The following is a 21,949-nucleotide window of genomic DNA, read 5'->3' on the forward strand; positions in this document are numbered from 1 at the left end:
CTCGCAGCTGATTGCCGGTTCCGTGCAGTGGCTCTTCCGCTCGTGGCCGTTCGCGCACACGACTGCTGATCATGGTCCCGGCCGTCGTCGGCCAACTTGGTCGCCGCCGCTGCCGATTGCCGTTTGGGTGCAGCGGTGGCTCCTCCGATGACCGCCTCTGCACACCACCGCCGATCACGACCGCCCCCGACAGGAGCCGACCGCCCCCGACAGGAGCCGACCCCCGCCATCACAACACGACGCGGCGTCACAGCAGGAAGCCCGAGAAGCCCGTTGACGCCCCGACCCCTACGTCCGTAGCTTGAGTTCGTGTCGAAAACTCAGCTCGTCACCATCGGCGCCGCGGCGCTCGCCCCGTTCGTGGTGTTCGCGAGCTTCCCGCTGCCGATCGTGGCGCTGCCGGCGATCGGGGCGGACCTGGGCGTCGGGATCGCCGAGCTGAACCTGCTGGTCAGCGGGTATGCGCTGGGGCTCGGCGCGTTCCTGCTCACCGGCGGCTCCCTCGCCGACCGCTTCGGGGCGGCGCGGGTGTGGATCGGGGCGATGGTCGGCTTCGCGGTCCTCTCCGCCGCCTGCGCCCTCGCGACGACCGTGCCCCTCCTGGTCGCCTCCAGGATCGTGCAGGGCGGGGCGGGAGCGGCGCTGATGGCGTCGTCGTTGAGCCTGATCGCGGCGACGGTCGAGCCGAAGCGGCGCGCGGGCGCGGTCGCGCTGTGGGGTGCGGCGATCGGTGCGGGGCTGTCGACCGGTCCGGTGGGGGCGGGGCTGGCGCTCGAGTTCGGGCGCTGGCGGCCCGCGTTCGCCGTGCTCGCCGCCGTCTCGGCCGCGGCCGCGCTGCTCGGCGTCCTCGCCCTCCCCACAACCCGCGGGGCCGCCCGCGGCCGGTTCGACCTGGTCGGCACCGTGCTGCTCACGGTCGGGCTGGGCGGGCTGATCCTCGGCGTGAGCTGGGTCGGTGCCGACGCCTCGGCCCCGCGGGTGTGGGTCGCCTTCGGACTCGCGGTGGTCCTGCTGCCGGTCTTCGTGCTGCAGCAGCGCCGGCGCACGGTCCCGATGATCGACGTCGGGCTCCTCCGCCTGCCCACCTACGCCGGCGGCCTGGTCGCGGGCATGGCGATGGCGCTGTCGATCCTGTCGATGCTGGTGCTGCTCGGCCCGTACCTGCAGGTCGTGTTCGGGCTGTCGGCGCTGCAGGCCGGGTTGTGGTTCCTCCCGGCGACGCTGCTCTCCACGCTCGTCGCCCTGTTCGGCGCGCGGATCGGGGCGCGGTTCTCCCTGCGCACCCGGCTCACCGCCGGGCTCGCGCTCTCCGGGGCCGGGCTCGCGGCCCTGGCCTTCGTGCAGACGTCGTGGACCTTCCCGCTCCTGCTGCCCGGCTTCGTGCTGGCCGGGCTCGGGATGGGCCTGGCGAACCCGGCGCTCGGTGCCGCGGCGGTGGTCGGGGTGGCGCCGGAGCGCAGCGGGGTCGCCGCTGGCGCGGCCAACACCGCGCGGCAGCTCGGCAACGCGCTGGGCATCGCCGTGCTCGGCGCCATCATCCACGCGGGCGCGCTGGCCTCCGCCCGCACCGAGCTGCCGGTCGCCGCGGACCTGCTCGCCGCCGGCGACCTGCGCGGCGCGGCCACCCTGACCTCGGCCGATGCCGTGCAGGCGGCCTACGCGGTCGCCCAGACCTCCGGCGTCCGGCTGGCCCTGGAGGTCTCGGCCGTCCTGGCGGGCCTCGGCGCCCTCGTCGCCGCGTTCCTGCTCCGCCCGCGCCGCATCGCGCCCGTCGTCGTCCCGGCGGTGCAGCCCACCCCCAGCGCCGCGCCCAGCACCGCGCCCTGAGGCGGGCGTCAGGACCGCCGGGCGACCTGGTCCGCGAACAGGCTGGGCGGCAGGCCGTCGGCGACCGCGCGGACCTCCTTCTCGAGCGACGCGGCCAGGTCGTCGAACGACCAGGGCCCGTCCGAGCGCGCCTCGGCCACGACCGTGGGGTTCTCGTAGACGGTCACGCCGAAGCCGACCGAGCCCAGCACCCGCCCGGTCAGCCAGTCGGACCGGTCGCTCGCCAGGTAGAGCGCGAGCTCGGCCACGTTGTCCGGGGACCGGACCAGGTCGTCGTCCGCGGGACGGTCCGCGACCGCCCGGTCCTTCTCCGCCACGGTGGCGACGAGCCGGGTCGCGGCGGCCGGGGCGATCGCGTTGGCCGTGACGCCGTAGCGGGACAGGCCCTGGGCCAGCGACCACGTCAGCCCGACGATCCCCATCTTCGCGGCGGCGTAGTTGGCCTGCCCCGGCGAGCCCTCCAACCCGGAGTGCGAGGTGAAGTTGATGATCCGGAAATGGCCGTCGGGCCGCCGCTGCTCGCGGAAGTGCGCCGCCGCGGCCCGCGAGGTGGAGAAGTGCCCGCGAAGGTGCACGCGGATCACGTCGTCCCACTCCTCGTCGGACATGTTGAAGATCATCCGGTCGCGGAGGATGCCGGCCGCGTTCACCAGCACGTCCAGCCCGCCGAACTCCCGCACGGCGGTCTCCACGAGCCGCGCGCCTGTCGCGGTGTCGGAGACGTCGCCGCCGTCGGCGACGGCCCGGCCGCCCGCGGCCCGGATCTCCGCGGCGACGGCCTCGGCGCGGCCCGCGTCGGCGCCGCTGCCGTCCGTCCCGCCGCCGAGGTCGTTGACGACGACCGCCGCGCCCTCCGCGGCGAACCGCCGGCAGATCGCGGCCCCGATCCCGTTCGCGCCGCCCGTGACGATCGCGGTCCGCCCGTCGAGCACACCCAAGGTCGCAGCTCCTCACGCCCTCGCCGGGACCACGGCCCCGGTCGCCGGTCACCTTTGATCCAGCTGCATCAAAGTTAGCCCGGTGATCCGCCGGCGACCAGCCCCGAGAACGACGGACCGGGGCCCACCACCCCCGCGGGACCCCGGTCGTCGATCAGCACGTCACGCCCTGGCCTTCGCCTCCTCCGAGTAGCGCGTCTTGAGCAGGGACTTGCAGTACTCGCCGTTGGTCTCGATCCCCACCCGCTGCAGCCGCGCCCGCCGCAGGTGCAGCGGCACCTGGGCGGCCGTGACCCGGCTGCCGTCGGGGTGGATGAGCAGTGGGGCGTCGTCCTCGTAGGGCAGCCCGATCGCCATCCGCCGGTCCCGGAGCCGGCGCAGCTCCATGGAGTCCGGGATGTCGGCCAGGGTGAGCCCGGCGAGCTCGTCCGGCCCCACCCCCTCGTCGACCAGGGGCCGCGCGAGGCGGTCCTGACCGGCGAGCGCCGCCTTCGCGAGGAAGGTGTGCCGCAGCTCGTCGAGCTCCGCCGTCGCCTCGCCCTCGAACGAGCCGACGAACCCGGCGTGCGCGGCCACCCCGCCGTTGATCTCCGCCGACGCGTGGTGGTCGGCCAGCGAGACCACCGCGCCGGTGACCCCGGGGACCGCCGACACGGCGTCGTAGGCGTCGGCGACCATGAGGAAGGAGAAGTTGGGTGCGCAGAAGAACGTCGGCAGGCGCAGCCCCACGGTGACCTCCCCCGAGGGGGAGACGGTGCACGACTCGACGAAGTCGAGGTCCGTGATCGGCTCGTCCAGCTCCGGGTCGAGCACCGTCCCCAGCGCCTGCCAGACGGCAGGCTCGAGACTCATGCCTGGGCACCCGCCTTGTCCTCGACGAGCTCCTCGCCCGGCTGCATGGCCTCGTCGGCCGAGGTCGGCAGCTGCAGCTCCTGCGGCACCGGGATGTCGTAGAGCTTGGCGGCGTTGAGCCCGAGGATCTTCTTCTTCGACGCCGTGGTGAGGCGCGGGTAGTCGGCGAACTGGTCGTCGTCGGGCATCTGCCAGTCGACGAAGCCCTCGACCTGCCACTTCGGCGTCCAGATGTTGTAGTCCGAGCCGAAGGTCATCTTGTCCTCGCCGACCCAGAACAGCAGCTCGCCCATGACCTTGGCGAAGAACTTCGGGCGGGCGTGCATCAGGCCGCCGATGACGACGGAGAGGCCGGCGTAGACGTTGGGCTCCTGGACCGCCATGAAGCAGAAGTCCTCGATGCGCGGCAGGCCCACGTGCTCGACGATGAAGTTGAGCCCCTGGAAGTCCGTCGCGGCGTGGTCGACGTCGGCGACGTCGAAGGCGTCCTTGTCCAGCGGCCAGATCGTCGGGCCCTTGTGGACGTGGATGTTCTTGATGCCGAGGTCCTGCGCGGCCTGCAGGAAGTGGTACGCCTCGGGGTCGGTGAGCTTGTAGCCGCGGGAGTCGCCGTTCCACTCCGCGGTGTAGAGCTTCACGCCCTTGAGCTTGTACTTCTGGGCGTCGGCCTCGAGCTGCTTGAGGCCGGCGTCACCCTCACGCGGGTCGAAGCGGCCGTTCACGATGAGCTTGTCGCCCCAGCGCTCCAGGAGCTGGGCGTTCTGCTCGACCGTGTTGAAGCCCTCCTTGTACCACTCCTTGAGGTAGGTCGACTGGAAGATCGCGTGGTCGACGTGCCCCTCGACGAACATGTCGCGCTCGAAGTCCTCGGGCGTGACCTTGAGGTACTTCTCCCAGTCCCAGTGGGTCTCGGGCGGGCCGAGCTGGTGGTAGCCGTAGAAGCAGTCGATCCAGCCCTTGGCGAACTGCTCCTTGCCCTCGACCCAGTTCTCCTTCGACGCGTCCCAGAAATGGCTGTGCGCATCGACGATGAAGTACTTCTCGCCGTCCTTCTCGTACATGTGGTGGTTCCTTCCGTCAGCGTCGGTGCTGTTCAGACGGGGTGAATCAGGGGACGAGGATCGCCCGGCCGCGGACCCGACCGGCGTCGAGGTCGTGGAGGGCGTCGAGCGCCGCGTCCAGCGGGTACTGCTTGGTGTGCAGGGTGACCTTCCCGGCCTGCGCCAGGACCATGAGCTCGGTGAGGTCGGCGTAGGTGCCGACGATGTTGCCGATGACGTTCTTCTCGCCGCCGACGAAGTCGAGCGTCGGGGCCTTGAACTCACCGCCGTAACCGAGGATGTACTGCGACCCCGCGGGGGCGGTCATCTGCCAGGCGTCCAGCTCCGCGCCCTGCTCGGCGACGAAGTCGAACACCACGTCGCCGCCGCGGCCGTTCGTGAGGTCCTTCACGGCATCGACGTGGTTGCCGTCGGCCTGGACGGTCTCGTCGGCACCGATCTGCTTGGCGAGCGCGAGCGCGTCCGGGTTCTTGTCGACGACGACGATCCGGGTCCCGGTGATCGCCGCGAGCGTCTGGATCGCGATGTGGCCCAGCCCGCCTGCGCCCTGGACCACGGCGGTGGTGCCCGGGTAGAGGTCCGGGACCGCCTTGCGGACCGCGTGGTAGGCCGTGATGCCCGCGTCGGCCAGCGCGGCGACGTCGGCGGGGTTGGTGCTCGGGTCCAGCTTGATGCAGGCGCGCGCGGTCGTACGCAGGTACTCCGCCATGCCGCCGTCGTTGTTCGACAGGCCGGGGAAGAACGCGTTCTCGCACTGCATGTCCCGCCCGCGCCGGCAGGCCAGGCAGAGCCCGCACGACGGCTGCGGGTGCAGGATCACCGTGTCCCCGACGGCGACGTTGGTGACCCCGTCGCCGACCGCCTCGATCCAGCCCGCGTTCTCGTGGCCGATCACGTACGGCAGCGTGGGGTTCTGCGCCTCCGCCCAGTCCCCGTTGATGATGTGCAGGTCCGTACGGCAGACGCCGGCGCCCCCGATCTTGACGATCACGTCGAGCGGGCCCTGGAGCTCGGGCTCCGGGATGTCGTCGATCTTCGGATCGGAGTGGTACTCGTGCACCCGGACGGCTTTCACGCCCGTACCTCCTCGGAGTCGCTGCCGTTGTGGTCCCGATCACCGTCGATCACGGTGTGCGGAGTCACAAGGCGGCAAATTCCGCCATGCGAGAAAAAGGACTAATCGGGCACGTACTGCGTTCGACCGGTCGGGCGACGCGATCATGAGACGCCCACCTGCTCGGCCCTGACCTGCGAGGACGGTCTCGGCGCGGGCGACCCGAGGTCCGTCCGGCCCGGTGTCTCATCCTGCGACGGCCTGCTCTTCGGGGGAGGAATGGAGCCCGACCTCACCCGCACGTGTTCCACGTGGAACGCGGGCGATCGTCGGGCGGCACACCCGCGCGGACGCCGCTAGCGTCGCGTCCATGCGGACGGTCATCGCGGGAGGACACGGCAAGATCGCGCTCCGGCTCGCCACGCTGCTGGCGAACCGGGGCGACGAGGTGGTGAGCGTGGTGCGCAACCCGGACCACCGCGCGGACGTCGAGGCGACCGGGGCCACGGTGGTCGTCGTCGACCTCGAGCAGGCGGCGCCGGGCGACCTCGCGCCGCACCTGAAGGGCGCCGACGCGGTCGTCTTCGCGGCCGGTGCCGGTCCGGGCAGCACGGCCGAGCGCAAGGACACCGTCGACCGGGCTGCGGCCGAACTGCTGGCCGAGGCCGCCGCGCAGGCGGGGGTGCGGCGCTACCTGCTGATTTCGTCGACCGGGGTGGACCAGGACCCGGACCCGGACCGCGGAGAGGTCTGGGTCGCGTACATCCGGGCCAAGAAGGCGGCGGAGGACGCCCTGCGCGCCCGGTCCGACCTCGACCTCACGGTCGTGCGCCCGGGACCGCTCACCGACGACCCCGGCGTCGGGCGGGTGGCGCTGTCGAAGGACCACCTCGACCGCACGAAGATCACCCGGGACGACACCGCCGCCGTCCTCGCCACGCTGCTCGAGGCGCCCGGCACCGCCGGTCTCACGCTCGAGCTGATGGGCGGCGACGCCGACATCCTCGAGGCGGTGGCGGCCGTCCAGGACTGACGGCAGGATCCCGGTCGGGCGGTTCCCGCACGGTGCCCGGTCGGCCGGGGCATGATCGCCCCGGCGGCGGGCTGTCCCCGCAGCCGTCGGCACGGGAGGAGTTCGGGTGAGCGAGCACGAGTTCGACGTCGTCGTGATCGGGGCGGGCCCGGTCGGGGAGAACGCCGCCGACTACGCCCACCGCGGCGGCCTGTCGGTGGCGCTGGTCGAGGCCGAGAGGGTCGGCGGCGAGTGCTCGTACTGGGCCTGCATCCCGTCGAAGGCGCTGCTGCGCACGCCCAACGCCGTCGCCGCCGCCCGCCGGCTGCCCGGGGTGACCGCGGACTTCGACCCCAAGGCCGTGTTCGCGCGCCGCGACTCCTTCACCTCCCGCGGCGACGACTCGAGCCAGGCCGAATGGGTCGGGTCGTCCGGGATCACCCTGGTCAGGGGGCACGGGCGGCTCGCGGGGGAGAAGGCCGTGGCCGTCGGCGACGACGTCTACCGGGCCCGGCACGCCGTCGTCGTCGCGACCGGGAGCACGCCCGTCACCCCGCCGATCGACGGCATCGACACCGTCCGGACCTGGGGCTCGCGCGACGCGACCTCGGCGGACGAGGCACCGCGCCGGCTCGGCGTCCTCGGCGGCGGTGTGGTCGGGTGTGAGATGGCCCAGGCCTACGCCCGGCTCGGCTCGCAGGTCACGATGCTCGTCCGCGGCGACCGGCTGCTCACCTCCGCCGAGCCCGTCGCGGGGGAGAAGGTGGCCGAGGCGCTGCGGGAGGACGGGATCGACCTGCGGCTCGGCCAGGAGCTCGACGCCGTCGCGAAGTCGGGCGACGCCCTCGCGCTCACCGTCGGCGGCGAGACGATCGAGGTCGACGAGCTGCTGCTCGCCACCGGCCGTCGTCCCCGGACCGGCGACGTCGGGGCCGAGAGCGTCGGGCTCGAGCCCGGCGAGCCGCTCGTGATCGACGACTCCGGGCTGGTCCAGGGCGTCGACGGCGGGTGGCTGTACGCGACCGGCGACGTCACCGGCCGCGCGCCGCTCACGCACATGGGCAAGTACCAGGCGCGCATCGCCGGCAATGCGATCGCCGCTCGGGCGAACGGCGCCACGCTCGACACCGGGGCCTGGGGCGAGCACGCGATGACCGCCGACCACCACGCCGTGCCGCAGGTGGTGTTCACCGACCCCGAGGTCGGGCACGTCGGCAGGACGCTCCAGGAGGCGCGCAAGGCCGGGATCGACGTGCGCACGGTGGAGCTGGACATCGCCGTCGCGGGGGCCTCGCTGCACGCCGACGGCTACGACGGCGCCGCGGTGCTCGTCGTCGACACCGCGCGGGAGGTGCTGGTCGGGGCCACGTTCGTGGGCCAGGACCTCTCCGAGCTGGTGCACTCCGCGACCGTCGCGATCGCCGGTGAGGTGCCGCTCGGACGGCTGTGGCACGCGGTCCCGTCGTTCCCGACGATCAGCGAGATCTGGCTCCGGCTGCTGGAGACGTACCGGTCCGAGCCGCAGGCGTAGCGTCGGAGCACGTGCTCGACCTGATCGACCTGCGCGCCGACTGCAGCCGCTGCACCGGGCTGTGCTGTGTGGCGCCCGCCTTCGCGCGCTCCGCCGACTTCGCCTTCGCCAAGCCCGCGGGCACCCCGTGCCGGCACCTGCAGCCCGACGCCCGGTGCGGCGTCCACACGGAGCTGCGGCCACGGGGGATGGTCGGCTGCACGGTCTTCGACTGCTTCGGCGCGGGGCAGGCGTTGTCGGCGCGGGCGGACTGGCGGACGGGTGACCGCGAGGCGGTGTTCGCCGCGTTCCCGCAGCTCAGGACGTTGCACGAGCTGCTGCGCTATCTCGTCGAGGCGCGGGACCTGGCGGAGGGTGCGCTCGCGGAGGACCTCGGGGCGGCGGTGGCCCGCACCTCCGAGCTCGCCGAACTGGAGCCTGTGGAGCTGGCGACGCTCGACGTCGAGGCCCACCGCCGCGCCGTCAACCCCCTGCTGGTCGCGGCCAGCGAGGCCGCGCGCGGCGGCGGTCCGGACCACCGCGGCGCCGACCTGATCGGTGCCCGCCTGCGCGGCGCGGACCTGCGGCGGGCGAGCCTGCGGGGCGCGCTGCTGCTGGGTGCCGACCTGCGCGGGGCGGACCTGCGGGGCGCCGACGTGACGGGCGCCGACTTCCGCGGTGCGCGGCTGGAGGGCGCAGACCTGCGCGGGGTGCTGTTCCTGGTGCCGCCGCAGCTCACCGCGGCGCAGGGTGACACCACCACCCGCCTGCCCACCGGGTTCGAGCGCCCGGCCCACTGGACCGGCCCCGCTCCCGTCCGCCCGCGCAGCAAGGGGCGTCGCCGGTCCCGGCAACGCTGACCGACGATCACGGGTGCGGAGCGCTGCTCCCGCTCCACTGTCGACGATCATGGCGAGGCGGTCACCGGAGTCGTGGTTCAGGAGCCGCTGCAGAGCGGCTGACGCACCGCAACCGCGTCCGGCCGGTGATCGCGGGAAGATCCATCCGGCGTCACTGCGGTGGTGGCGACGACAGCGGAACCGTCACCGTGGCCGCGCCGTGGTCGTGCCGAGCGGTACGTGGCGGTCGTTCTGCCAGCACACCTGTCCCGCTCGCGGCTCCGACCGTCCCCTCGCCGAGACGTGGGAAGCCGCAGGGATCAGGGGGCGGTCTGGCTCAGGGCGGCGGCGATCCCGATGGTCACCGCCATGACAGTGACCTCCACCCCCGCCCAGCGCAGCACGGGGAGGGTGCCGCGCTGCAGCCGTCGGCGGGCGAGGCCGCCGAGCAGGGCGAGGACGACGATGAGCCCGGTCTTGGCGAGGATCAGCGCGCCGTAGCTGCTGCTGAACAGGTCACCGAGCACCGGGAGCCGGAGCACCGCGTTGGCCACCCCCGTGAGCGCCGTGCCGACGAGGCACACCGTGGCGATCCGGGAGAAGCGCGGTAGCCCCCTGTCGAGCAGCGCCCGGTGCGGCGCGACGAGCAGGAGCAGCACTCCCAGCCCGCCGACCCACAGTGCGGCGGCCCCGACGTGGAACGCCACCGTGACCACGGCGAGCGAGTGCTCCGGCGACGATCCGGTGTGCCCGGTGACGGCCGGGGTCAGGGACCCGAGCAGGGCCGCGACCAGCACGACCCGCCCCGGCACCGACTCCGGGCTGCGCATCCTGGCGATCGCGCAGCCGAGGACCGCGGCCGCGCACAACGCCGTCAGGACGGTCCCGCGCCCGGCGGCGACCCGGGTGACGAACGCGCCGACGTCGCCCGCGGTCAGCGCGCCGAGCGGGCGGCCGACCGCCTCGGCCGAGCGCACCGCGACCGACACGAGCACCGCGGCGAGCCACACACCGGCGACGACGACCGTCGCCCGGTCGCCGCGGCGGATCACCGTGGTGCCGCGGGCGTCCCGTGCCGAGGTCGGGACCAGCACGGTGACCAGGCCGAGCCCGACGCAGGCGACCGCGGCCGCGTCCGTCAGGCCCCGGAGGGCGGTGGCGGCGAGGGTGATCCCGGCGGCCTGCGCCAGGACGGCGGCGAGCAGCGCGGCGCCGACCGCGAGCGCGGCCCACACGAGCGGGGCCACCCGCTCGGCGGACGAGCCCCGGCTCGCGGTCGGCGCCCCCATCAGGCCCGCTCCTGCCCGGTGCGGAGCACGGTCACGACCGGCCCAGCCGCATCGCGACGGCCACGCCGGCACCGACGAGCACCACGGCACCCACGATCCACGGCCAGACCGGCATGCCGCCGGACTCGGCCGGGGCCGACTGCGCGGCCGGGGCGGCGCTCGGTGCGGCGTCGGCCGACGGGATCGGCGCGGCGGAGCTCCCGGTGCCCGGCCCGGCCGTGGTCAGGGTGAACCCGACCTTGCCCGAGACCGGGTGGCCGTCGTCGGAGAGCACGCGGTAGCCGATCTCGTACCGGCCGGCCGGGCCGAGCGGCCCGACCGGCGCGCTCACCTCGTCGCCCTGGGCCTGGACCTCGCCGGAGACGTAGTCCTTCCCGTCGGGGCCGATCACGGTGATCGTGTTGAAGCCCTGCTGCATGGTGTCGCTGAAGGTCAGCGTGACCTTCTGCGGCCCGGTGCCCAGGGTCGCGCCGTCCGCCGGGTCGCTGCCCTCGAACTCGGCGTGCGCGAGCGCCGGGGTGGCGCCGAGCAGCAGCGCGAGCCCGGCGAGCAGACCGGCGGCCGCGAAACGGGCCAGACGGATCATGTGTCGCTCCCCACCTTGTCCTCGCTCTTCGGTGCCGGGGTCGGCGCCGGCCGACGGCTGCGCAGCAGCGCCCCACCGCCCAGGCCGAGCCCGAGCGCGCCGAGCAGCAGGCCGACGCCGCCGAGCCAGCGGGCGGTCGTGTCCGTGGTCGACGCGGCCGTGTCCTCGGTGCCCGCGGCCGCGGCGCCGTCGTGGCCGCCGTGCCCGCCCGTGGTGGCGGGCGTCAGGGTGACGGTCGGGGCCGGGTGCTCCGGCTCCGCCCCGCCCGGGGTGGTCGGCTCGTCCCAGGCGACGACGCGGCCGTCGTCGTAGGTCTGGGTGGCGGGCAGGACCAGCTGGTCGGTGCCGGTCGGCAGCGGGCCGAGCGACAGCGGGAAGTCGACGAACTGGCCGGGGCCGATCCGGGTGCCCGGCTGCGCGGTCCAGGTGACCTTGGTGACGGCCTGGGTGACCTGCCGGCCGTTGACCTCGACGGGCGCGGGCAGGTTCCCCTTGGTGACCTCGGCCGTCCAGCCCGCCTGCGGGGTGGTCCGGGCGGAGGTGACCGGGTGGTCGGTCGGGAAGGTGACCTCGAGCTTGGTGGTGCCGGCGGTGTCGGACTCGTTGGGCACGCGCATCGAGATCACGGCGTAGCCGCCCTGCTCGGCGGTGCTCGGCTGGGCGGTGACGTGGGCGAACGCCGGGACGGTCCCGGCGAGGAGGAGGCCGCCGGCGGCGGCGGTGACGGCCGTCGCGCGCAGCGCGGTGCGGCGGGTGCGGGTGAACACGGGTGGTCCTCTCGGCGCGCCGGCGTGGGCGCGCGGGGTGCGGACCGGCCCCCGGCGGGGCCGGCGGGTTCGATCAGGGGGCGGGGATCGGACCCGGCACCGGTGGACCCCGGCGGAGGACGGCGCCGACGGCGGCGCGGCGGACGTGCCCGGCCACCCCGGCGGCGGGCACGGCGAGCGTGCGCAGCGGGGCGTCGGCGGGAAGGGGTGCGGACCGGCGCGGCAGGACCCGGCGCAGCGCGCGGGCCAGGGCCGAGAGGAGCCGGTCGGCGTCGCGGAGCAGGAGCCCGGACAGCACGGTGGCGACGGCGTGGCCCGCCAGCATCGACGGGCCGGACGCGATCCCGGTGTGGTCGTGCCCGAGGAACTCCAGCAGCTCGTGCAGCACGAGCTGGCCGCCGCCGAGCAGGAGCAGGGTGCCGACCGGCCCGCGCACCCGCTCGGCCGTGGACGTGACGGCCAGCGCGAGCAGCGGGAGCAGCACGACGAGCAGTCCGAGGTCGGGCAGGGTGCCGCCACCCGCCAGGTGGCCGAGGGCGGTCAACAGGGTGCTGAGCGAGGCCAGGACGGCCCCGCGCAGTACCCGCGCGTGGGCCGGGCCGGTCGTCGGGCCGGCCCCGAACGGGCCGGGCCGGGACTGCATGGGCACAGACGGTAGCCGAGCCCCCGGCCGGTTCCGGTGCGGGTCGGGTTACGGGCGGATCCCGAGGAGGTCGAGCAGCTGGTCCTCGATCCGGTCGAGCTCGCCCGCGACGGCGCGGAACGCGGTCCGGCGGCGGGCCGACGGCATCTGCTCGGCGGCCCGGACGGCCACGGCCAGGTCCGCGAGCCGGGGCCGCATCTCGCGGACGAAGGAGGTCGCGGCGGCCGTGGCGTCGGGCGAGTTCTCCAGCTCCGTGAGCGCCTCGCCCGCGCGGGAGATGCGGGCGTGCAGGGCACCGCCGCGGCCGCTGTAGCGGCCGAGCTGGTCCGCGGACACGCCGAGCTGCCGGGCGCGATGCGCGTCCCAGCGGTCCCGGGCGACCGCACCCGCGGCGATCGCATAGGGCGCGAGCAGCGGCGCGACGGCCTTCCCGACGGCGATCAGCCGCTTGGTGTGCGCGGGCGTGAGGTCCTTGGGGGCCGCGGTGCCGGCCTCCTTGGACAGCGCCTTCTGGGCCTTCCCGGCCTCCTTGCGGGCCTTCTTCGCCGCCTTCCGCCCGGGCTTGTCCGAGGTGACGGCCTCGACGGCGGCCAGCGCGGTCCCGGCGGCGCGGCTCACCGCGTCGCCGGCCTGCTCGGTCGCCCGCCGGGCCTTGCGCTCGGCCTTGTCGGCGGCCTTCGCCGCCTTCTTCTCGATCTTCGCGGCCTTCGCGGCGGCAGGCGACCCACCTCGTCGCAGTGCCATGTGTCCCGTGCCTCCCGCGTCGCGTGCCCGTTTCCCGGTGATCAGCGGCAGCCTAGAGGGCGTGGCGCGCCGTGGCAGGCGCGGAGTTGTCAGTGTCGGTCTCTACCCTCGGGGGTGTGACGGCGACGATCAGCGGTGCGGGCGGGCAGGCGGGCCCCGGTGGCCCCGTGCCCGGGCACGGCGAGGGGTCGGCGCCCGCTTCCCGCGTCCCCCTGCTCGACGCGGCGGCCACGACCCGGTGCCGGCGCCGGGTGCACCTGGACCACGACCCGTCGGCCGCCTCGGCGCCGCGGGCCCTGCCCGACCCGGCGCTGGAGCAGCGCCGGGCGGACGTGCGGGAGCACCGCGCCCGGATCGCCGAGGTCGTGTCCGGCGCGCAGCCGGCGGCGTGGTCGGCGGTGCCCGAGGGCCTGCCGACGGCGGAGCGCGCCAGGCTGACCGGGGAGCTGGTCGCCGCGGGCACCGGCGTGATCGGCGGGGCGGTGCTGCCGATCGACCCGGCGGGCCGGCGCGGCTCGGCCGAGCTCCTGGTCCGGGTGCCCGGCGGCGGGTACGTGCCCGTGATCGTCGTGCGGCACCGGATCACCGATCCCGGCACCGGTGCCGCCACCACTCCGCTCACCGCGCCGTTCCCGCAGCTCGCGGCCGACGACGAGGAGCGGAAGGTGCGCTCCCAGCCGCGGGACCTGCTTCGGCTCGCGCACCTCACCCGGATGCTGCGGACGGCGGGGTGGGCCCCGCCGGCCGAGGTGGAGGGCGCGGACCGGGGCGGCGTCGTCGGTCTCGACGCGGACGTGGTGGTGTGGCACGACCTGCGGGCCGGGCACTGGCCGGGCGACCGCAGCACCCTGGAGGAGTACGACGAGCGGTTCACCGACCGCGCCGCCGTCGCGCTGGCGGCGGCCACCGGCGCCGAGCCGCTGGCCGAGCCCTCGCGGGTGCTGGAGTGCAGGCGCTGCCCGTGGTGGCCGACCTGCGAGGCGCGGCTCACCGCGGAGCGGGACGTGAGCCTGGTGGTCCGCGGCGACACGGCCGTGGCGCTGCGCGAGATCGGGATCCGCACGGTCGACGAGCTGGCCGACCTCGACCCCCGGGTCGAGCCGCCGGTGCCGCTGCCCGGCACCCCGTTCCCGGACGTCGTGGCGCTGGCCCGGGGCTGGCGGCGCGGCCTGGCGGTGGCGCGGCGGGTCGAGCGGGTGCCGGTGTACCGCGCGGACGTCGAGGTCGACGTCGACATGGAGAGCTTCGGCGAGTCCGGCGCCTACCTGTGGGGCGCGGCCCTGTCCTACCCGGGCGGCCGCCAGGAGGGGGACGAGCCCGAGGGCTACCGCGCCTTCGCCACCTGGGAGCCCGTGCCCACGCCGGACGAGGGCCGTTCCTTCGCCGAGTTCTGGACCTGGCTCTCGGGCGTCCGGGCCGCCGCCGCGCGGACCGGCCGCACCTTCGCCGCCTACTGCTACAACGAGCAGGCCGAGAACCGCTGGCTGCTGTCCTCGGCCACCCGGTTCGCGGGCATGCCCGGCGTCCCGCCGGTCGAGGAGGTCCGCGAGTTCATCGCCGCGGACTGGTGGGTCGACCTGTTCGCCGTGGTCAACGAGTGGTTCCTGTGCGCGCAGGGCAAGGGGTTGAAGAAGATCGCCCCCGTCGCCGGGTTCAGCTGGCGCGATCCGGAGGCCGGCGGGGAGAACTCGATGCGCTGGTACCGGGACGCGGTGGGCATGGACGGCGCCCCGCCGGACCAGGCGCAGCGCGAGCGGCTGCTCGGTTACAACACGGACGACGTACTGGCCACCCAGGCGCTGCGGGAGTGGATGACCTCGCGCGCCGTCGACGAGGTCCCACTCGCCTCGGAGCTGTGACCGTGTCCGAAATCCGCCAGCGCGGCCCTGCGGGAGCGGAGCATGCTGTGCCGGTGCAGCTGAGCTGGCGGATCATCCCGGCGCCGGAGCCGATCGGCGCGCTCACCGTCGCGGTGAGCGAGGCCGGCCTGTGCCTCGTCGGGTTCGGCGCGGTGCCGGAGCGGGCGGCGGCGGCTGCCGAGCGGCTCGGCGCCGATCCCGTGGAGGACCCGGCCGGGACGGAGGAAGCGGCCGCGCAGCTCGCGGAGTACCTGGCCGGCGCACGCCGCGAGTTCGACCTGCCGCTGGACTGGCGGCTCACCCACGGCACCCAGCGCACCGTGCTGCAGGCGCTGTTCGCGCATGTCCCGTTCGGGGCGACCACCACCTACGCGGAGCTCGCCGCGCTCAGCGGGGCCTACGAGGGCCACGGCTACACGGCCGCCCGCGGGGTGGGATCGATCATGGGCTCGAACCCGATCCCGGTCGTCGTGCCGTGTCACCGGGTCATGGCGGCGGGCGGGCTCGGCGGCTTCGGCGGGGGCCGCGCGACCAAGGAGTGGCTGCTCGCGCACGAGGGCGTCCTGGCGCCGACCCTGTTCTGAGGGGCGTCACCGAACCGGCCCGCTCCCGTCGCGATCACGGCTGGTGCATGGCGCCCTGTTCACGGATCCGCGTGCGTCCTACCAGGCAGTGCTCACTCGTCCGCTTCCGTGCCCACCGTGCCTCGTGGGACAGGAGCGAGCCTCGGTCGGCGACGGGAGCCACCCGGTGCGAGGGTGGGAGCGTGGCACCCCGCACCTACGAGAAGCTCGGGCCCACCGGCGCGGCCGCGAGCACCCACCACCTCGGCACCTCCACCGCCCTGACCGTGCTGGCCCGGGGCGGCAACGCCTTCGACGCCGCCGTCGCGGCCGGGTTCGTCCTGCAGGTCGTGGAGCCGCACCTGTGCGGCCCCGGCGGCGAGGTCCCGGTCGTGTTCAGCACCGCCACCGACCCGTGGCCCCGTGTGCTGTGCGGGCAGGGAGTGGCGCCCGCCGCGGCGACGATCGACCACTACCGCGCCGAGGGCTGCACGATCGTGCCGGGCACCGGGCTGCTCGCCGCCACGGTCCCGGGCGCGTGGGACGCCTGGCTGACCCTCCTGCGCGACCACGGGACCTGGGAGCTGGCCGACGCGCTGGCGCCCGCGCTCGGGTATGCCGCCGGCGGGTTCCCGCTGGTCCCGCGCATCCCGGACACGATCGCCACCGTCGCGGAGCACTTCCGCCGGCACTGGCCCAGCTCGGCCGCCCAGTGGCTGCCGGACGGCGGGATCCCGCGCCGGTCACACCGGCTGCCGGTGCTCGCGGCGACGTGGGAGCGGCTGCTCGGCGAGGCGCAGGGACCGAGCCGCGAGGCGCGCATCGACGCGGCCCGGGCGGCCTGGTCCCGCGGGTTCGTCGCCGAGGAGATCGACCACTTCTGCCGCACGCCCGTCCGCGACGAGACCGGCCAGGACCACGCCGGCGTGCTCACCGGCGACGACCTCGCCGGCTGGTCCGCGACCTACGAGGACGCGCTGGTCGTCGACGCGGGCGCGGGCTGGCAGGTCGCGAAGTGCGGCCCGTGGTCGCAGGGCCCGGCCCTGGCCCAGGCGCTGCGCCTGCTCGACGGCACCGACCTGACCTACGCCGACGGGATCGCCACCGCCGACACCGTGCACGTCACCGCGGAGGCCGCGAAGCTCGCGTTCGCCGACCGGGAGGCCTGGTACGGCGACAGCGCGCCGGTGCCCATGGCGGACCTGCTGGCGGAGGACTACACCGCCGCCCGGCGCCGGTTGATCGGCGAGCTGGCGTCCCGCGAGCTGCGGCCGGGCGCGCCCGGCGGCCGTGACCCCCGGCTCGCGGCGCTGGCCACCGACCACGACCGGCCGATCGGCAAGGGCACCGAGGGCCCCGGCACCGGTGAGCCCACGGTCGCGCGGCTGGGCGAGGGCGCCGCGACCGGAGAGCCCGCGCCGAGCGAGCCCAGCCTGACCCGGCAGGGCGTGGCGCGCGGGGACACGGTGCACATCGACGTCGTCGACGCCGCCGGGAACATGGTCTCCGCGACGCCGTCGGGCGGCTGGCTGCAGTCCTCGCCGGTGATCCCCGAGCTGGGGTTCTGCCTGGGGACGCGGGCGCAGATGTTCTGGCTGGAGGAGGGCCTGGCCAGCTCGCTGGTGCCGGGCCGGCGCCCCCGCACCACCCTCTCGCCCAGCCTCGGCCTCCGCGACGGGGAGCCCCGCGTCGCCTTCGGCACGCCCGGCGGCGACCAGCAGGACCAGTGGCAGCTGTGCTTCCTGCTCGCCCACACCCGGGCGGGGCTGGACCTGCAGGCGGCGATCGACGCCCCGGCCTGGCACACGACGTCCTTCCCCGCCTCGTTCGCGCCGCGCGGCTGGGAGCCGGCGGGGCTCGTCGTCGAGTCGCGGCTCGGCGCGGACACGGTCGACGAGCTCGCGCGCCGCGGCCACCGGGTCACCGACGCCGGCCCGTGGGCGCTCGGCCGGCTCTCCGCCGTCGGACGGGGTGACGACGGCCTGCTCGCGGCCGCCGCCGACCGCCGCAGCGGCGTGGGCTCCGCCGCGGCCCTCTGACCCCGGACGGACGAACGGCGCTCTCGCTCACAAGATATGAGCGAGAGCGCCGTTTCGCCGTGGTGGGAGCGGATCAGCCGAGGACGGCCTGGATGTCGATGTCGATCCGCAGCGTGCGCCCGATCGCCAGCACGCCGGCGAGGACGCTCTGGTTCCAGGAGATCGCGAAGTCGTCCCGGGAGATCTCGGTGGTGGCCGAGAAGGCCGCCCGGGTGCCGCCCCACAGGTCGGGGCCGGTGCCGCGGTACTGGACGTCGAGCGCGACCGGCGCGCTCACGCCCTTCAGGGTGAGCACCCCGTCGACCCGCCAGTGCCGGGTGTCGATCCGCACGAGCCCGTCGGACTTGTAGCTGATCTCCGGGTAGACGTCGATGTCGAGGAAGTCCGCGCTGCGCAGGTGCGCGTCCCGGTCGGCGTCGTCGGAGTCGACGCTGCCCGGGTCGATCGAGACCTCCACCGAGCTGTTCTCCAGCGGGTCGGCCACCTGGATGCGGCCGCCGAAGCCGCGCAGCCGCCCGTGGATCCGGCTCATGCCCAGGTGCAGGGCGGTGGCGCGGATGCTCGAGTGGTGCGGGTCGATCGTCCAGGTCCCGGGCATGGGCAGGACGTCGCCACCCACCTTGGCCAGCTCCAGCACGCCCATCGTGGAGCGCTCGCCGGCCACCTGGACCGTGCGCGCGGCGGGCTCGTGGCCGGCCGCCGCCGCGATCACCGTGTACGGGCCCTGGTCGAGCCCCTCGATCACGAACCCGCCGTCCTCGCGGCTCGCCGCGCGGCCGCGCTGCACGCCCGTCGCGTCGACGGCCGTCAGCGTGCCCCCGGTGACGGGCCAGCCGTCCGGGGTCATCAGCCTGCCGGTCACGTCGCTCATCGGATTCCCTCCGTCGTCCCGTTCTGCGTCGCCGCGGTCCCGACCGCCCCGTTCGGCGCCGCGTTCGGGGCCGCTCCGTTCTGAACGGCTCCGTTCTGGGCCGTTCCGTTCTGGGCCGCCCCGTTCGGGACGGCGCCGTGCTGGGCGGGGGCCGGGAACTCGACGTCGGCGGTGGTCACCCCGCCGGAGCCCACCTGCACCACCGACGCCACCGGCGCGTAGCCGCTGGCCGTGAGCGTGTAGGTCCCGCCGGGCAGGTTCTCGAAGACGAACGAGCCGTCCGGGCCGGTCACGGTCGACGCGACCACGGTGCCCCGCCCGTCGATCAGGGTGGCGAGCGCCTCGCCGACCCCGCGGCCGTCGCTGGCGGCCACCACCGTGCCGACGAGCCGGGCCCGCCGGGGCAGCTCGACGTCGTGGTCGGTCACCAGCCCGGTCCGCAGCTCGACCGCCGCGGCGACCGGCGCGAACGTGGGCCCGGTGACGGTCAGCGTGTACCGCCCCTCGGGGACGCCCTCGAGCCGGTAGCGCCCGTCGGCGTCGGGTCGGCCGGTCGCCGCGACGTCGCCCCGCGCGTCGATCAGGGTGAGCGTGGCGTCGTCGATCGGCGTGCCCTCGGCGTCGCGGACGAGCCCGCGGACCGCGCAGGTGCCGGCGAGCGGCACGTCGTGCCGGACGGGCCGGTCTGCCACCGCCACCATCGCCGCGTACGGCTGGAAGGCGCCGGAGGTGGCGACGACGAGGTACGTGCCGCCGTTGGCCAGCGGGATGCGGTACCCGCCGTCCGGGCCGGTCACGGCACGGCCCTCCTGGTGCCCGCCCGGGTCGGTGACGGTCACGACCGCCTCGGCCAGCCCGGTGCCGTCGGCGCGGTGCACGATGCCGTTGACCTCGGGTCCGGGGCCGTACCCGCCGGGGGCACCCGCCACGGCCGGGTCGGCCGGGTCGGCCGGCTCGGCCGGCAGGGGCGCCGGCTCCCCGGCGAGGTGGTGCCGGCCGCCGTCGACGGGTCCCTGCCCGGTCCCGTTGCGCGCGCCCACGGCCTCGGCGACGGTGCGCGACCCGGCATGTCCGTTGCCGGTGTGCCCGTTGCCCGTGTGCCCGTTGCCCGTGTGCAGGGCCTGGAACTCCTCGATCGGCTCGACCGCCGCGGTCACGGCCGCGGGGGCGGGCGGGGTGCCGGCCTCCTCGGCCAGCCGGGCCTGGGCGCCGGACATGGTGCGCAACGGCAACTCCTTGATGAACAGCACGATGACGAACGCCAGCGCGATCACGCAGGCGGCGACCAGGTAGGTGAGCGTCATCGAGTCGGTGAACCCGACCAGGAACGGCCGGGCGAGCCGGGCGTCGATCTGCTGCAGGAACGCGGAGTCGTTCAGCACGCCGGAGGCGGCGGACAGGTCGCCGGACTGCGCGCCCTGCACGATCTGCCGGTTGGCGGGGTCCGCGACGACCGCAGGGTCGGCGAGGGCGGAGCGGAAGACCTGCCCGGCGTCGCCCCGGAACGCGGCCGTGATCTTGTCGCCGACCGTCGAGAACATGATCGAGAGGAAGATGGCGGTACCGAGCGTGCCGCCCATCTGCCGGAAGAAGGTCGACGACGCCGTCGCCACACCCATGTCCCGCGCGGGCACGGCGTTCTGCACGGCCAGGACCAGGGTCTGCATGCAGCACCCGAGCCCGAGGCCGAACATCGCCATGTAGAGGTCGAACTCCCACAGCGCGATGTCGACGCTGAGCCGGAAGTGCAGGATCACCAGTGCGCCGGCCATGAGCGCGGTGCCGATGATCGGGAAGATCTTGTAGTGCCCCGTCCGGGAGGTGACCTGGCCGGACACGATCGACGCCGTCATGATCCCGCCGACGAGCGGCAGCATCAGGAAGCCGGACTCCGTGGGGGTGACCCCGTGCACGATCTGCAGGAACTGGGGGAACAGCGCGATGCCGCCGAACATCCCCATGCCGATCACGACGCCGGCCATGCTGCTCAGGGTGAACACCCCGTTGCGGAACAGCCGCAGCGGGAGCAGGGCGTCGTCGCCGAAGCCGCGCTCGCAGAACACGAAGGCGATCAGGCCGACCGCGCCGACGATGTAGCAGACGATCGCCTGGTCGGAGCCCCAGCCCCACTCCCGGCCCTGCTCCGCGACGATCAGCAGCGGCACCAGGCCGATGGCCAGGGTGAGCGCCCCGGGCCAGTCGATGCGGTGCCGGCGCGGGGTGTGCGGGACGTTGAGGACCTTCGCCACGACCACCAGGGCGACGGCGCCGATCGGCACGTTGACCAGGAAGATCCAGCGCCAGCCGTCGATGCCGGCGATCGTGGCCTGGCCGGAGAACACGCCGCCGATGACCGGGCCGAGCACGCTCGACGTGCCGAACACGGCGAGCATGTAGCCCTGGTAGCGGGCCCGCTCCCGCGGCGGCACGATGTCGCCGAGGATCGTCAGGGCCAGCGCGAACAGGCCGCCGGCGCCGAGGCCCTGCACCGCGCGGAAGCCCGCGAGCATGTACATCGACGTCGAGAAGGTGCACAGCACCGAGCCGACGAGGAAGATCGAGATCGCGGTGAGGAACAGCGGCTTGCGGCCGAAGATGTCGGAGAGCTTGCCGTAGAGCGGCGTGCTGATCGTGCCGGTGATCAGGAACGCGGTCGTGGCCCAGGCCTGCTGGGAGAGCCCGCCCAGGTCGTCGGCGATGGTGCGGATGGCGGTCGAGACGACGGTCTGGTCGAGGGCGGCCAGGAACATGCCGAGCATGAGCCCGATCAGGATCGTCACGATCTGCTTGTGCGACAGCTCACCGCCCCGGTCGGTCGGAGGAGCCGGCCGCGCGGGCGCGGCGGCGGCTGGGCTGGTCATCGGGGGTCCCCCTCGGTCGTGCGCTGGAGATCGGCGACGAAGCGGCCCAGCAGGTCGGCGAACTGGCCGCGGGACTCGGGGGTCCACTCGGCCAGGGCGTCGACGAGCTGGCCGGCCCGGCGCCGTCGTTCGGTGTCGAGGACCCGGTGGCCCTCGGTGGTCGCGGCGAGCAGGCTGGCGCGGCCGTCCTCGGGGTCGGCGCGGCGCTCGACGAGCCCGGACCGGACCAGGCCGGCGACCTGCCGGCTGATGGTCGACGGGTCGGCGCACATCGCCGCGGCGATCTCCCCGGAGCGCTGCGGGCCGTCGGTGGCCAGCCGCGCGAGCAACGGGAACGCCGCCGTCTCGAGCTCGGCCCGGTAGGCCGGGGCCACCCGCTTGACCAGCCGCATGAGCATCACGATCTGGTGCACCAGCCGGTCGGCGACGTCGATGTCCCGGTCGTCGAGGGTCCGGTCGGAGAGCGGGGGCGCGCCGTCGATCTCGGCCGTCATGCCTGCTCCTGAACGTCTCTTTACCTGTACTTTGCGTGTATCACGCAACGAGTTGCTGTACGCAAGCATGGACCCGCGCGGCCTCCCGCGCAAAGCGATTACCCCCTCCTCGGCGGTGATCCGCACCACCGGGCCGGGTT

At 74.8% G+C, this 21,949-nt stretch carries 19 protein-coding genes; 7 read left to right on the forward strand and 12 right to left on the reverse strand.

Annotation, left to right across the window (positions count from 1 at the left end):
• Positions 1-309 precede the first annotated feature (309 nt).
• The gene (locus tag ACQP04_RS00345; RefSeq protein WP_433505104.1) at positions 310-1,827 is read left to right on the forward strand and encodes an MFS transporter; all 1,518 of its coding nucleotides are present in this window, start codon (positions 310-312) and stop codon (positions 1,825-1,827) included.
• A gap of 8 nt (positions 1,828-1,835) precedes the next feature.
• Here ACQP04_RS00345 and ACQP04_RS00350 read toward each other — a convergent pair whose 3' ends face one another.
• From ACQP04_RS00350 to ACQP04_RS00365, 4 genes are all read right to left on the reverse strand, one after another.
• Complete coding sequence (locus tag ACQP04_RS00350) at positions 1,836-2,759, reverse strand: SDR family NAD(P)-dependent oxidoreductase (protein WP_433508511.1); 924 nt, start codon at positions 2,757-2,759, stop codon at positions 1,836-1,838.
• A 168-nt stretch (positions 2,760-2,927) separates the two neighbouring features.
• Positions 2,928-3,617: an iron-sulfur cluster assembly protein gene (locus tag ACQP04_RS00355; protein WP_433505105.1), complete on the reverse strand. Its 690-nt coding sequence runs from the start codon at positions 3,615-3,617 to the stop codon at positions 2,928-2,930.
• Entirely contained in the window at positions 3,614-4,678 is a 1,065-nt protein-coding gene (locus ACQP04_RS00360) for an amidohydrolase family protein (protein ID WP_037042194.1), read from the reverse strand. Before ACQP04_RS00360 ends, ACQP04_RS00355 begins: the two co-directional genes overlap by 4 nt.
• A 46-nt stretch (positions 4,679-4,724) precedes the next feature.
• Positions 4,725-5,753: an NAD(P)-dependent alcohol dehydrogenase gene (locus ACQP04_RS00365; protein ID WP_433505106.1), complete on the reverse strand. Its 1,029-nt coding sequence runs from the start codon at positions 5,751-5,753 to the stop codon at positions 4,725-4,727.
• A 349-nt stretch (positions 5,754-6,102) separates the two neighbouring features.
• Between ACQP04_RS00365 and ACQP04_RS00370 the strand changes: the two genes are divergently transcribed.
• The 3 genes from ACQP04_RS00370 (at position 6,103) to ACQP04_RS00380 (ending at position 9,114) form a co-directional block, all read left to right on the forward strand.
• The gene (locus tag ACQP04_RS00370) at positions 6,103-6,765 is read left to right on the forward strand and encodes an SDR family oxidoreductase (protein ID WP_433505107.1); all 663 of its coding nucleotides are present in this window, start codon (positions 6,103-6,105) and stop codon (positions 6,763-6,765) included.
• Between the two features lie 106 nt (positions 6,766-6,871).
• Positions 6,872-8,275 (forward strand): dihydrolipoyl dehydrogenase family protein, encoded by a 1,404-nt coding sequence (locus ACQP04_RS00375; protein ID WP_433505108.1) that lies wholly within the window; start codon positions 6,872-6,874, stop codon positions 8,273-8,275.
• An 11-nt stretch (positions 8,276-8,286) separates the two neighbouring features.
• A complete protein-coding gene (locus tag ACQP04_RS00380) occupies positions 8,287-9,114 on the forward strand; it encodes a pentapeptide repeat-containing protein (protein ID WP_433505109.1) in 828 nt (275 codons plus the stop codon).
• Positions 9,115-9,413: 299 nt separating this feature from the next.
• Here ACQP04_RS00380 and ACQP04_RS00385 read toward each other — a convergent pair whose 3' ends face one another.
• The 5 genes from ACQP04_RS00385 to ACQP04_RS00405 all read right to left on the reverse strand — a co-directional run bounded on the left by ACQP04_RS00385 (position 9,414) and on the right by ACQP04_RS00405 (position 13,122).
• Positions 9,414-10,382, reverse strand: a complete 969-nt coding sequence (locus ACQP04_RS00385; RefSeq protein ID WP_433505110.1) for a copper resistance D family protein — start codon at positions 10,380-10,382, stop codon at positions 9,414-9,416.
• Between the two features lie 31 nt (positions 10,383-10,413).
• Positions 10,414-10,968 carry a copper resistance CopC family protein gene (locus ACQP04_RS00390; RefSeq protein ID WP_433505111.1) on the reverse strand — a complete coding sequence of 185 codons (555 nt, stop codon included), beginning with the start codon at positions 10,966-10,968 and terminating at the stop codon, positions 10,414-10,416.
• On the reverse strand, positions 10,965-11,735 hold the full coding sequence (locus ACQP04_RS00395) for a YcnI family copper-binding membrane protein (protein ID WP_433505112.1): 771 nt from the start codon (positions 11,733-11,735) through the stop codon (positions 10,965-10,967). Before ACQP04_RS00395 ends, ACQP04_RS00390 begins: the two co-directional genes overlap by 4 nt.
• A gap of 73 nt (positions 11,736-11,808) precedes the next feature.
• The gene (locus ACQP04_RS00400; protein WP_433505113.1) at positions 11,809-12,378 is read right to left on the reverse strand and encodes a hypothetical protein; all 570 of its coding nucleotides are present in this window, start codon (positions 12,376-12,378) and stop codon (positions 11,809-11,811) included.
• A gap of 48 nt (positions 12,379-12,426) precedes the next feature.
• Positions 12,427-13,122: a DUF6474 family protein gene (locus ACQP04_RS00405; protein WP_433505114.1), complete on the reverse strand. Its 696-nt coding sequence runs from the start codon at positions 13,120-13,122 to the stop codon at positions 12,427-12,429.
• 167 nt (positions 13,123-13,289) lie between these two features.
• Between ACQP04_RS00405 and ACQP04_RS00410 the strand changes: the two genes are divergently transcribed.
• The 3 genes from ACQP04_RS00410 to ACQP04_RS00420 all read left to right on the forward strand — a co-directional run bounded on the left by ACQP04_RS00410 (position 13,290) and on the right by ACQP04_RS00420 (position 17,583).
• Positions 13,290-14,981 (forward strand): TM0106 family RecB-like putative nuclease, encoded by a 1,692-nt coding sequence (locus ACQP04_RS00410; RefSeq protein WP_433508512.1) that lies wholly within the window; start codon positions 13,290-13,292, stop codon positions 14,979-14,981.
• A gap of 47 nt (positions 14,982-15,028) precedes the next feature.
• Positions 15,029-15,565, forward strand: a complete 537-nt coding sequence (locus ACQP04_RS00415; RefSeq protein ID WP_433505115.1) for a methylated-DNA--[protein]-cysteine S-methyltransferase — start codon at positions 15,029-15,031, stop codon at positions 15,563-15,565.
• 182 nt (positions 15,566-15,747) lie between these two features.
• Positions 15,748-17,583 carry a gamma-glutamyltransferase family protein gene (locus ACQP04_RS00420; RefSeq protein ID WP_433505116.1) on the forward strand — a complete coding sequence of 612 codons (1,836 nt, stop codon included), beginning with the start codon at positions 15,748-15,750 and terminating at the stop codon, positions 17,581-17,583.
• Between the two features lie 73 nt (positions 17,584-17,656).
• Here ACQP04_RS00420 and ACQP04_RS00425 read toward each other — a convergent pair whose 3' ends face one another.
• Genes ACQP04_RS00425 through ACQP04_RS00435 form a run of 3 tightly spaced genes read right to left on the reverse strand, consistent with a single transcriptional unit; the run spans position 17,657 to position 21,809 of the window.
• Positions 17,657-18,454, reverse strand: a complete 798-nt coding sequence (locus ACQP04_RS00425) for a YceI family protein (protein WP_358211624.1) — start codon at positions 18,452-18,454, stop codon at positions 17,657-17,659.
• The gene (locus ACQP04_RS00430) at positions 18,451-21,315 is read right to left on the reverse strand and encodes a DHA2 family efflux MFS transporter permease subunit (protein WP_433505117.1); all 2,865 of its coding nucleotides are present in this window, start codon (positions 21,313-21,315) and stop codon (positions 18,451-18,453) included. Before ACQP04_RS00430 ends, ACQP04_RS00425 begins: the two co-directional genes overlap by 4 nt.
• Complete coding sequence (locus tag ACQP04_RS00435; protein ID WP_433505118.1) at positions 21,312-21,809, reverse strand: MarR family winged helix-turn-helix transcriptional regulator; 498 nt, start codon at positions 21,807-21,809, stop codon at positions 21,312-21,314. The genes ACQP04_RS00430 and ACQP04_RS00435 overlap by 4 nt, the downstream gene beginning before the upstream one ends.
• Positions 21,810-21,949 lie beyond the last annotated feature (140 nt).

This window comes from Pseudonocardia halophobica (genome assembly GCF_050948485.1).
GTDB lineage: Bacteria > Actinomycetota > Actinomycetes > Mycobacteriales > Pseudonocardiaceae > Pseudonocardia > Pseudonocardia halophobica.